General features: G+C 64.1%; 8 protein-coding genes. 6 read left to right on the forward strand and 2 right to left on the reverse strand.

Annotation, left to right across the window (positions count from 1 at the left end; all coding sequences use genetic code 11):
* Positions 1–22: 22 nt before the first annotated feature.
* Together F4036_00630 and F4036_00635 are read left to right on the forward strand one after the other, a co-directional pair.
* The gene (locus F4036_00630; protein ID MYK36247.1) at positions 23–1021 is read left to right on the forward strand and encodes an alpha/beta hydrolase; all 999 of its coding nucleotides are present in this window, start codon (positions 23–25) and stop codon (positions 1019–1021) included.
* 63 nt (positions 1022–1084) lie between these two features.
* Positions 1085–3478, forward strand: coding sequence for a TonB-dependent receptor plug domain-containing protein (locus tag F4036_00635; protein MYK36248.1), 2394 nt, complete (start codon positions 1085–1087; stop codon positions 3476–3478).
* A gap of 7 nt (positions 3479–3485) precedes the next feature.
* On the opposite strand, the gene arsC is transcribed toward F4036_00635, so the two are convergent.
* Positions 3486–3830: an arsenate reductase (glutaredoxin) gene (gene arsC, locus F4036_00640; GenBank protein ID MYK36249.1), complete on the reverse strand. Its 345-nt coding sequence runs from the start codon at positions 3828–3830 to the stop codon at positions 3486–3488.
* 91 nt (positions 3831–3921) lie between these two features.
* Between arsC and F4036_00645 the strand changes: the two genes are divergently transcribed.
* Genes F4036_00645 through F4036_00660 form a run of 4 tightly spaced genes read left to right on the forward strand, consistent with a single transcriptional unit; the run spans position 3922 to position 8670 of the window.
* Complete coding sequence (locus tag F4036_00645; protein ID MYK36250.1) at positions 3922–4968, forward strand: hypothetical protein; 1047 nt, start codon at positions 3922–3924, stop codon at positions 4966–4968.
* On the forward strand, positions 4880–6025 hold the full coding sequence (locus F4036_00650) for an amidohydrolase (GenBank protein ID MYK36251.1): 1146 nt from the start codon (positions 4880–4882) through the stop codon (positions 6023–6025). The genes F4036_00645 and F4036_00650 overlap by 89 nt, the downstream gene beginning before the upstream one ends.
* Entirely contained in the window at positions 6022–6501 is a 480-nt protein-coding gene (locus F4036_00655; protein ID MYK36252.1) for a hypothetical protein, read from the forward strand. The genes F4036_00650 and F4036_00655 overlap by 4 nt, the downstream gene beginning before the upstream one ends.
* A 27-nt stretch (positions 6502–6528) precedes the next feature.
* Positions 6529–8670: a TonB-dependent receptor gene (locus F4036_00660; GenBank protein MYK36253.1), complete on the forward strand. Its 2142-nt coding sequence runs from the start codon at positions 6529–6531 to the stop codon at positions 8668–8670.
* Positions 8671–8706: 36 nt separating this feature from the next.
* Here F4036_00660 and F4036_00665 read toward each other — a convergent pair whose 3' ends face one another.
* Complete coding sequence (locus F4036_00665) at positions 8707–11913, reverse strand: efflux RND transporter permease subunit (protein ID MYK36254.1); 3207 nt, start codon at positions 11911–11913, stop codon at positions 8707–8709.
* Between the last annotated feature and the right edge of the window lies 1 nt (position 11914).

An 11914-nucleotide genomic window follows, 5' to 3' on the forward strand; every position in this document is an offset into this window, starting at 1 on the left:
CGGGGGCGCGGGAGGGCCGCACATGAGATTTCTGAAACGCATATTGATCTGGACGGCCGGTTTCGTGGCCGCCGTGGCGCTGGCCGTCGCCGGGCTCGTAACCTGGTTCACCGTTCGCGGCGAACGACAGATCGCCGCGCAGGAGATCGTCGACCGGCATGCCGAGGCGCCGGGCCTGTTTCTGAATGTCGGCGGCCACGAGTACCACGTCGTTATACGCGGCGACCTGTTCGCCGATCCCACGGGCGCTCCCATCCTGCTCATTCATGGTTTCGGCCCTACCGGCAGCAATGTCATACTTCCGCTGGCGAATGACCTCGCCGCCACCCGTTCCGTGATCGTGCCGGACATGCTGGGTTTCGGCTATTCCGAGAAAGTGGCCGAACCGGGCGCCCATTTCACGGTCGAGGGCCGCGTAGCGGCGCTTCTGGGCCTGCTTGAGGCTCTTGGCGTGGACGAGTTCGACGTGGTGGGTCATTCCTATGGCGGTTCGGTTACGGGCCGTCTGGCGTTGACGGCGCCGGATCGGGTTCGGCGCATGGTGTTTGTGGGCCCGCAGATCTACCCGCAGACCACGCCGGGGAATTTCATCGCGTATCTTCCGAAGTCCGTGGCGCGCGTCGCCATCTGGGGGTCGCTGGGCGGCGGGCCCAGCAGCTTTACCGGCCGCGCATGCGCCGCCGATCCAGGCGCATGCGACGCACACCGCATCGCACGGGTTGAAGGTACGGTCGATGCCTTGTTCGCGATCAACAAGACGCCCAGGGCGCGAGCGCTTCCGGACGAACTGCCCAATGTGCAGCCTCCGGCTCTTGTGATCTGGGGGGACGACGACGCCATCGTGCCGCCGGAATCCATCGCCCGGGCCGCGGCCGCCATGGACGCCGACACCTTGATAGTCCCGGGCGGCGGCCATTGGCCTTTTGCGGTCGATCCGGCCGGCGTAACGGAGCGCATCCGGAGCTTCTTCGCCGCGGGCATCAACCCGGATGCCATGACACCGGCCGAATCAATGCCATAATCGGGGCCGTGTCCGACCAGGGCACTTTCATCGCGACTCTTGTCTGGGCCAAAAGGGGGGCTTATGTCAAAACGCGCAATCGTCAGCGTGGCCGCGCTCTGCGCCGCGCTCGCCGGTTCCTCGATAGTCATCGCGCAGGAAGCCGTTATCGAGGAAATCATCGTTACCGCCCGCAAGCGGGCCGAGAGTTTGCAGGAAATTCCGCTGTCGGTCACCGCGTTGTCGATCGACTCCATTCGGCAACGCAATATTCAGACCATCTACGACATCGCGGCCAACACGCCCAACTACCACGAGCGCAAGCAACTCGGCCGGCGGCTGGACGCCCCGATCATTCGGGGGCAGGCGGGTCCCAGCGTTTTCGGTGAACGCAACGCTTCCTACTTCGTGGACGGCGTTTATGTTTCCGGCAGCGTCACGTCGTCCACGTTTGCGGTCGTAGAGCGCGTGGAAGTGATCCGCGGTCCGCAGTCGGCGCTGTTCGGCCGCGCGACCTTTTCGGGCGCCGTGAACATGATTACGCGGCAGGCCTCCGACGAGCACGAGGGCAGTTTCAGCGGCCGTGTGGGTTCGCACGAGGACTACCAGGCCGCGGCCTGGTTTTCCGGCCCGATCATCGAGGACCGGCTTTACTACCTGGTTTCGGCCAACTGGGAGAACTATGGCGGTGAGTGGAACAACGGCCTGCTGGAGGGCGAGGCGCAGAATCCGCGGCTGTTTCCCTCCCCATTCGCGCCGCATATCTTCAGCAGCGCGCCCACCCGCGGGGACGACAGCCCGCTGGGCGGCGAATCGTCCTGGGACGGCACGCTCCGGCTGACCTTCCGGCCGAACGACAACCACGAGTTCAGTTTCAAGTACTCCTATCAGGGGAGCGAGGACGATCATTTCGCCGACCTGCTGTTTCCGCAATCCGGGCTGAACTGCTTTCGGCCCGGCGAACCGGGCGCGGGCCCGATGGCCCGCGGGTATTACTGCGGAACAATGGACCCGGCCGGCCTGGTGCCCAAGATCAACATTCCTGACTTCGAGGACGGCGTGACGACGTTTTTCGGCACGGCCGAGCCATCGCCCATTATCGGCAAGCGGCGCAACATCATTCGCAGCTATCTGCAATACGTCGGCAACTTCAATGGCTGGGAAGTCATGGGCCGTTATGCGCGCAACCGCGACCAGAACACGGACGGCCGCGATCTGGATCGCAGCCCTGCGCGCCCGGTCTTCGGTCTGTTCACGGCCCTGGAGGACAACCACGTCAGGGACTGGTCGCTGGAAGCGCGGCTGACTTCGCCTTCGGATCGGGCCCTGCGCTTCCTGGTGGGCGCCTACTGGCTGGACATCGAGGGCAAGGGCCGCGACCGCCGGTTCACAGGGCCGGGGTTCACCGGACATTTCTTCCATGACGACGGCGGCGACTTCGATGGCCGCGAAGTGCAGAACTCGGCGGTCTTCGGTCAGCTGGAGTATGACTTCGCCGACAACCTGACCCTGGCTGTGGAGGGGCGCTATTCGAAGGACGAGAAGTCCGTCTACAACTCCGGGCTGATCGAGGCGGGATTCGCCCAGGGTCTTGAAGAAGACACGACGGCCTTTACGCCGCGCTTCACCCTGACCTACAGGGCGAACGACGACGTGACGGTTTATGGCCTGGTGGCGAAGGGCGACAAGCCGCTGGACTTCAACCAGGCGTTCTTCGACGACGACACACCGGTCAGCACCATCGATGCGGCCATTGCCGACGGCCGGGCCATCATCCGGGAAGAGGAAGCCTGGACGTATGAGGTGGGCGTCAAGTCCACGCTGATGGAAGACCGGCTCCTGTTCAATGTGTCGGGGTTCTATATCGACTGGACCAATCAGTCCACCAATGGCCTGACAATCATCCAGACCGTCAATGGCCCGGAACCCAACAACGTCGTGCTGTCGGTGCCGGGGGCGGAAGTCTGGGGCTTGGAAGTGGAGAGCAGTTGGGCGGTCAACGAGAACCTCCTGCTCACGCTGGGTTACGGTCTTGCCGATCACGAATTTACCGACTATCTGGACCTGGAGGCGGCGGCCCAGTTCGGGAATGACGGCGACCTGAAGGGCAACACGACCGGCGGCACGCCCAAGCACTCAATGAACCTGGCGGCCACCTACCGGGATGAACTGACGGCGGATATGGACTGGTTCTTCCGCACGATCGCCAACTACCACTCCAGCGTCTATTCGGCGGCGTTCAACCTGGCCGAGACGGGCGCCCCGCTGATCGTCAACGCCAATCTGGGGATCGAGACCGACCGCTGGAACCTGACCCTGTACGTGGACAATGCGCTGGACGACGATACGCCGTTCAATATCGGCCGCTTTACGGACTTCTATGGACCGCTGCTGCCCAACAGGCAGTATGCGTTCCAGTTCGGGATGATCCCCCGGCGCGGCAGGGCCTTCGGCATCCGGGTCTATTATTCGTACTGAAGGCGCGCTAAATCAGCTCCAGCACGCGTTCGGGCGGCCGGCCCACCACGGCTTTCCCACGCGCGACGAATATGGGCCGTTCGATGAGAATGGGGTTCTCGGCCATCGCCCGGATTCGTTCGTCGTCGGAAACGTCGGCGGCCTTCAGTCCGAGCTCGCGGTAGCGGGCCTCGCCGCGGCGCATGAGTTCAAGCGGCGTAAAGCCCAGTTGGCCCAGCAGATCGCGCAGCGAGGCTTCGTCGGGCGGGTTTTCCAGGTAGCGCAGGACTTCAAGGTCAATGTCGCGCTCCTGAAGCAGCGCCAGGGCGGCGCGTGACTTGGAGCAACGGGGGTTGTGGTAGAGAACGGCCATGGCGAATCCGGTTGGTTGATTTCAGTGCGGGGCAATAGTACGCGATGCAGCGCGTTGTAGACTTCGCCGTACAGGGGAGGGACTTGAGTTCATGCAGCACTTGATGCGGCGGTTTGGCGCGGGCCGGCGACAGGCAGTCGCGGGCCGGATAGCGGTGTTTCTGGCTGTTGCCGCCGCCGCCGGCTGGCCGGCGGGCGCGTATGCGGAAAGTGAGCCGGCCGCCTACAAGACGGCATCGGGGCCGTTCGGCGTTCAGGTGATCGACAATCACGTCCTGCCGGCGGAAACCGGCCAGCGCAGCCTGCGCGCGCGCATCGCGTTTCCTCAAGGCGAGGGGCCGTTCCCGCTGGTCGTGTTCTCGCATGGCTTCGCCTGCTACCGCGAGAGCTATTCGGGATTGACGGACCACTGGGCCTCGCATGGCTACGTGGTGGTGCAGCCGGAACATCCCGACTGCCCTACTTCGCCGGTCAGGTTGAGACCGCAGGACGCCACACGCGTGCACTACATCCGGATTTCCGACGTCGAGCGCGTGCTCGACGCGCTGTTCGCGCCCGGCGAGGAGATACCGGGGCTGACCGGCAATATCGACTTCGGCCGAAAGGTTATGGCGGGTCATTCCTTCGGCGCCATGATCGCGCAGATCATCTGGGGGCAGCCGCTGAAGGACCCGGAGACCTCCGAGGCCGTGAGCCATGCGAGGGACTTCGATGCGGCCATCATCATGAGCGGGCCGGGGACGATGCCGCAGATGGCCGATGGCGCATTTGCCGCGATGCGCGGGCCGATGCTGGTCAGCGGCGGAACCCGGGATACCCGCAACGCCGGCGATGGCGTCATCTATCCCTGGGAGTGGCGCCTGCAGGCGTACGAGCGCAGCCCTCCGGGCAACAAGTACTCGGTGGTGCTCGAGGAAGGCGATCATTACCTGGGCGGGCTCATCTGCCGTGACGACCGGGGCGGCCCGCAGAACCGGGGCGGCGCGCCCGATGTCGAAGGCCAGACGATCCTGGCCGGCGTATCGACGGCATTCCTGGACGCCTGGCTGAATGAGGACGCGGCCGCACGGCGGTTCCTGGAAGAACTCGATCGGCATGCCGGAATCACCGGGGGCCGCGCCCGCTTCGCGCGGAAATAATCACTACCTAGGAGGAAGCGTAATGAAGTTCAGGCATTGCATCATTGCGACTGTCGCGTTCTGCGCCGCCGGATGGGCCAGCGGGCAGGAAAGCATGGGAGTTGCCGTCAAGGGCGAAAGGCTTGCCGTGATCGACATGCACCTGCATACCGGAACCTGGGCCGGGACGCCGCCCCGCTTCAGGAAACGCCTCACGGACCGCGTGCCGACGGGTTTCAAGTGGACCATGGGCGTTTTCATGAACAGCCGTCTTGACGGCGAGAGCATTCTCGGCACGCTGGACGACGCCGGCATCAGCGCCGGAGCGGTGTTCGCTCTATGGAGCCCGGCCACCACCGGCATCGCCACCAACGACCACGTCGCCGAACAGGTCGCGGTGAACCCCGACCGTCTGTTCGGTTTTGCGAGCCTGCGGGTCGACCACTGGAACCAGGACGGACCCGAGCAACTGCGGCAGATGGAAGAGGCGATCGAGAAGCACGGCATGGTCGGCATCAAGCTCGCGCATGGGCACCAGCAGGTTCGACTGGACGATGAGCGCTTGTACGGGGTTTACGAGATTGCGGCGCGGCAGGGCACGCCCATTTACCTGCACACGGGAACCAGCCCGAATCCGGGAACGCGCACCGAGCCGGCGTATTGCGATCCCGCCTACCTGGAGGAGGCCATCCGGCTCTATCCCGGCGCGATATTCATACTCGGCCATTCCGGCTACGACAGTTTCAACCGGGCGCTCACGCATACCGACGCGGCGATCGATCTCGCCCGGCGTTATTCCAACGTGTACCTGGAACCCGGCGCTCTGGGCGCCGAGCGGGCGGAACACGTGCTGAACGACTACCTGGAACGGATTCGGGCCGGCGGCGTCATCGAGAAGCTGATCTACGGATCCGACGGCCCGCAGCTTCCCGGCTATGTGCAATCGCATCTCGACGCGTTCGTGGCGGGGATGCAGGAGGTCGGTTACACGACCGACGAGATGCGCCTGATCCTGGCCGACAATTTCACGCGTGTCTTCGGCATGCCGAAGATCGTCCTGGAGGATCAGGGATCATGACCGCACGGATAAAAAAGACGATTCCGGTATACCTTGCCGCGCTGTGTTTCGGCTGCGCCGGCGAGGATCCGCCCCCGCCGCCGATTCCGGTGGACCTGTCGGTAGCGATAGGCGCACTCGAGGACGTGGATTCGGCGGCCACCGTTCACTTGTCCGTCTATCACGCCTGGACCGGCACCGGCGAACTGCGCTATCCGCTGGAAATCGTCGAGCGCTGGGAGACGAACCTGGGTTCCTCGAACTTCAGTTTCGACTACCCGGCGGAACTCGGCGAAGGCCTGATCGTCTACGCGTGGGTCGATTCGGACGGCGACGGAGCCAACTGCACGCCGACGGTACGCGGCGACCTGGCCGATCTGGTCGAGGTCGAGGCGTTTCCCTCGGAGCAGGTGTCGGTTTCGTTGCTGCTTGACGCGCCCTGCGCGGGGCCCGACTGGTTCTTCCCGGGACCTGAACCCGAAGGGGATGTCTGGTAGAGTGGCGGCTTCGACTGCGGGGGGGCTATGAATAAAGTCTACTTTTTCTGCCTGGCGCTTGCGTGCGCGCCAATGGCGCAGATGGCGACGGCCCAGGAAGAGAGCGGGGCCGTCATCGAGGACATTGTCGTTACCGCGCAGAAGCGGGAACAGTCGCTGCAGGAAGTGCCGATCGCCATTACCGGTATCGAAGGCGACGACCTGATCGCCAACGGGGCGGACAATCTGGGCGATCTGAGCGGAATAGCGCCGAATGTTTCGATCGGCGACCTGTTCGTTCCGAATGTCGCGCAATTCTCGATACGCGGAATCGCTTTCGGCGATCCGGACGCCAACGCCGAGTCGAAGACGGGCGTCATGGTGGACGGCGTGCCGCGCACCCGAACCATGGGGCTGCTGACCAACGCGTTCGACGTCGAACGGATCGAGATTCTCCGCGGTCCGCAGGGCACGCTGTTCGGACGCAACAACCTGGCGGGCACGGTCCGGATCGTCACGCGGCGGCCGGGAGAGGAATTCGGCGGTAATTTCAGGTTTGCGCTGGGCAATTACGACTTGCGGAAAGCCCATCTGGCGATCGATACCGGAGCGTTTGCCGGAGGGATGTTCAGAGCGCGGTTGGCGGGCGCAAGCGTGGACCGTGGCGGTTTCTACACCAACTCATTCAATGGCAACGAACTCGGCAGGAGGGATTCAAGAGGCATCAGGGCAACCCTGGATGCGGATTTCGGGGCGCTGGACGCCACGCTGATTCTGGATTCCGAGCAACAGGACAGCATTGGCGTTCCCCTCAATAATTTCGTGCTGGAGCCGGACGGCACGCGCCTCGACGGGGACCCCTACACCGTGCGCCACGATTACGACGGATACGGCGAATCCGACAGCAGCGGCGTTACTTTCCTGTCCAACTACGAAACGGAATTCGGGCTCTTCTCGCTGGTCGCTTCGGCCCGCGAACTGGATTTCGCGACCTACGCCGATTACGACGGCCGCGCTGGTTTTTCGCCGCCGCCCCCGCTGCCGCTACACGTGGGTTTCGTCACCGCGCACGAACAGCGAAGCGCCGAGGTGTATTTCAGCGATTCGCACAGCGAGCGATTCGACTATGTGCTGGGTCTTTACTTCGTCGAGGAGGACCACGTAACCGACATCCTGCAGGCCATCCTGATCCCGCCCTTCGACCGCATGGTCCCGGCCACCATCAACAGGCAGGACGCACGCTCGCTTGCGTTTTACGCACAGACGGACATCTGGCTCACCGACCGCCTCGCGGCCGTTCTCGGAGGCAGGCATACCCGCGACGAAAAGGACTTTGATTCCACGATATTTTTCCCGAGAAGGACGCAGGAGTTCGCCCGGCAGGCGGATTGGAGCGATTCGACCTGGAGGGCCGGCTTCAATTACTTCGCCAGGGAAGACCTGATGCTGTACGCGAATGTGTCAACCGGCTACAAGGGCGGGGGATTCAATTCCCGGGCCACGCTGCCGCAGAACCTGGGACCCTATGATCCCGAATACGTGACCAACTACGAAGCGGGCATCAAGGGCACCTTGCTGGAGGGGCGCCTTCGCGTCAATGCAGCCGCGTTCATGATCGAATACGAGGACGTCGCCGCGGTGATCCGACGGCCGGGGCTGACCCGCAGCGGCACGGACTCCATCCTGGAAAACCTGGGCGAGGCCGAAATGTCCGGCCTGGAACTGGAAGCGCAACTGGCGATCAACCGCAGACTGGCCGTCAGCTTCAACGCGGCATACCTGAAGTCCGAGTGGACCGAGTTCATGGCCGATCTGAACAACGACGGGGTCGTGACGGACAATTCGTTTTTCGAACTCCCCGCCGCGCCCGAATGGAGCTTTTTCGGTGCAGTGGACTTCCGTACACCGATGAACGCCGGCGTTCTCCACTGGCACCTGGAAGCGCGCTACAAGTCACGCCAGGCGATGCTGGCCCAGACCAATGCCGCATTTGCGCGCCGAGCCGCGCACACCCTGATCAACGGTAACGTTGCCTGGGCGCCGCAAAGCGGCCGTTACCGCGTGTCGGTCTATGGCAGAAACCTGACGGACGAACTCTTTCGCGGCTCCGCCTATCTTGGCCTGTTTCCGCTGAATACCTTCAGTGCGCCACGCACTTTCGGCGTGGAGGTGCAGTTCAACCTCTTCTAAGGTCCGGCTGATACCGCTTGCGCGGGCGGGTGCTTGTCAGGCCGTGAGGCCCGGTCCGACCTCGCCTTCGGAAGGTTCGCGCTGGCCGGGGCCCAGGATCGCCTCGCGGGTTCCGTCCACGATCAGCACCAGGGCGGGGACGAAGAACAGCAGGGCGGCGCTGGCCGCGATCAGTCCTCCCACCATGCTGATCACCATGGGCAGCAGGCCCTGGGTCACTTCGCTCTTTCCGTAAATCACGGGCATCAGGCCGACTATGGTCGTGATCGTGGTCAGGAAGATCGCGCGGAAGCGTTGCCGGGCGGCCGCGCTCACTGCGGCGATGGCCGGCGTGGCGGCGGATTCCGCCCGAATCCTGTTATACCGGTCCATGAGGACCAGCGTGTCGTTCACGACCACGCCGCCCACCGCAACCATGCCGAACACGGACGTTATCGACAGATCGTAGCCCAGCACCAGGTGAGCGAGCAGACCGCCGGCAATTGCGAAGGGCAGTCCGGCCAGCACCAGTGCGGGCTGCCAGTAGCTGCGCAGCTGCACCGCCATCAGGAAGTACATGAACAGCAGCGCCAGCGGGACCGTAAAGCGCAGGATCCTGTTGACCTCCGATTGCCCTTCTCCCCGCCCCTGGCGGACCACCCTCAGGCCCGGATACTTGCTTGACAAACGGGGAGCCACATCGTTCTCGACTTCCGCCATGACGGTGTTGGGTGAGGACAATCCACGATCGACGCGGCCGCTGACGGTTGCCGCACGAACGCCATCAATCCGCGTCAGGGTCGAATAGTCTCGGGTTTCCACGATACGGGCGACGGCGGACAGCGGAATCTGCGCGCCACCGGGCCGCAATATGCGTTCGTCCAGCAATTCACGGACGCTGCGGCGGCGCTCCTGCGGATAGCGCGCCATGACCCTGATTTCGTCGCGGCCGCGCTGAATGCGCTGTACCTCGGCGCCGTAGAAGCGGTTCCTGAGCTGCACGGCCAGTCCGGCGGGCGACAGTCCGGCGGCGATGCCGGCCTCGGTCAATTCCAGGTCGAACTGCCGCTTGCTCTCGCCCAGAGAATCCTCGACCTGGAACAGTGCGGGCATGTTGCCGAACGCGCTCCGCAGCTCGCCCGTCGCCGCGACGACGGTTTCTTCATCCGGATGCACGAGCGCGTACTGGATCTCGGCGTCGTTGGGGATCAGCGCCGTGTTGTAGCGGATGCTCTCCACGCCCCGGACCTGTCCGGCATTGAGGCGCCACATCGTCTCGAGTTCGGCCGGCCTGAGCGACCGCTGCGATTCGCCCCTGATGTGCATGGTCACGGAAGCCAGGTGGGTCCCGTAGGTCGATCTCTTCGAACCCTGGATCCGGTAGGCGCCGAAGTGATGGCCCACTACCGCTGCGACCGTGGTGACCGGATCGTCGCCGGCCTGCCTGTTGGTCGCATGGGCGGCCTCGATCAGCTGCTCCGCGGCGGCCCACGTGGTCTCGTAAGGCGTTCCGGTGGGAAAGACGATGTCCGCCTGAATGCGATTCGCGTCCGCCGTACGCAGGAACATCCACTGCGTTCCCGCCATGGCCACAAGCACCACTGCTACGACCAGTACGACGCTGGTGACTATGGTGAGGTAGGGTCGGCGCACGGCCGAAGCGATTGCGCCCACGACCCATCGGTCACGCAGGTTGTTCAGGCGGCTTCGCACGCTGCCCTGTATGCCGGTCAGGGGCGGCCTGCTCCATGGAGAACTGTGCGACAGGTGCGCAGGCAGAATCAGGAACGCCTCGATCAGTGAAACGGAGAGCACGAGGAAGATGATCAACGGCATCGTATTGAGCATTTGCCCGGTCGGGCCAAACGTGAATGCGAGCGGAACGAAGGCGATCATTGTCGTCAGCACGCCCACCGTGACCGGCGCCACGACCGCGTGCGCCCCCGCAATCGCCGCCCGGGACCCCCGCAGGCCGTTTTCCCGCTGCGTCGCGATGCTCTCGCCCACAACCACCGCGTCGTCCACGACGATGCCGACCGCGAGCAGCAGAGTGAACAACGTGACCACGTTCAGGGTCAGCCCGAAGGCCGGGAAGAACAGCAGCGCGCCCAGCATCGAAGTGGGGACGCCGATGGCTACCCAGACGGCTATCCGAAAGTCGAAGACCAGGGAAAGGAACAGGAATACCAGCGCGAACCCGAGCAGCCCGGCGCCGATCACCGTCCGGAACTGCACCCCGGTAAGCGCCGTGTTGTCATCCCAGACGAATACGCTGGTGCCCGCGGGAGGCTCGTAGTTCTCGATCAGGTTCCTCGCATCGGATGCGAGTTGCGTCATGTCATGAATGTCCGCGGCGCGGATGTTCAGGAACATCGCCGGAACGCCGTCCACTTCCCCGTCCACGTCCACGTCGGCGAAGCCGTCGATGACCGTCGCCACGTCCCGCAGCCTCACGATCGTGCCGTCGATGCTCGCGATCAGCACGACGTCCAGGAAGTCTTCGCCCACCATGCGTTTCTGGTCCGTGCGCAGGATCAGTCCGCCCGCATCCGTCCGCAGTTCTCCCGAGGACACGTTGAGCGAGGATTCGCGTATCGCCCGGGCCAGCTCTGAAATGGTCAGGTTGTTGCGCCGCAGCTGCTCCTCGCTAACGACAATCGAGATTTCCCGCTCCGCCGCCCCGAAAAGGGAAACCATGGACAGCGAGGGCAGCGCCAGCAGGTCTTCCTGGACCTGTTCGGCGGCGGCCCTCAGTTCCGTTCTGCCCAGCACCGTGGAGGTCACGGCAACGGTCATGATGATCCGGTGCGCCTTGGACAGGACGATTTCCGGTTGCTCGGCATTGAGAGGCGGGAATCCTTCGATGCGATCGACCGCCGACGTGACGTCGTCGAGCACGGTGACCGGATCCGCGAACGGTTCCAGTTGAACGGTGACGGTGGCCAATCCCTCGGTGGCCGTGGACGTTACCCGCCTCACCCCCTCGACGGCGATCAGGTTTTCCTCCAGCCGGCGGTTGACGCTTTCCTCGACTTCCGCGGGCGAGCTGCCCGGGAACGGGACCGTTATCGAGATCTGCCGCGAATCCAGGTCCGGATAGTCCTCGATTTCGAGATTCGAGGCGGCAAAAAGCCCGCCGCCCAGAAGCAGCAGCATCAGCAGATTGCCCGCTACGGTATTTCGCGCGAAAAAGGCGATGATGTCGTGGAAGGGGTTATTCCCCTCGGCGCCGGGACCGCCCGGCGTTTGCGCCGCCTGATTCACG

This window comes from Gammaproteobacteria bacterium, assembly GCA_009845905.1.
Classification (GTDB): domain Bacteria; phylum Pseudomonadota; class Gammaproteobacteria; order Steroidobacterales; family Foliamicaceae; genus Foliamicus.

Coding starts and splice junctions, on each gene's coding strand:
- F4036_00630 (MYK36247.1), top strand. CDS start 23: ATGAGATTTCTGAAACGCATATTGATCTGGACGGCCGGTTTCGTGGCC.
- F4036_00635 (MYK36248.1), top strand. CDS start 1,085: ATGTCAAAACGCGCAATCGTCAGCGTGGCCGCGCTCTGCGCCGCGCTC.
- arsC (MYK36249.1), bottom strand. CDS start 3,830: ATGGCCGTTCTCTACCACAACCCCCGTTGCTCCAAGTCACGCGCCGCC.
- F4036_00645 (MYK36250.1), top strand. CDS start 3,922: ATGCAGCACTTGATGCGGCGGTTTGGCGCGGGCCGGCGACAGGCAGTC.
- F4036_00650 (MYK36251.1), top strand. CDS start 4,880: ATGAGGACGCGGCCGCACGGCGGTTCCTGGAAGAACTCGATCGGCATG.
- F4036_00655 (MYK36252.1), top strand. CDS start 6,022: ATGACCGCACGGATAAAAAAGACGATTCCGGTATACCTTGCCGCGCTG.
- F4036_00660 (MYK36253.1), top strand. CDS start 6,529: ATGAATAAAGTCTACTTTTTCTGCCTGGCGCTTGCGTGCGCGCCAATG.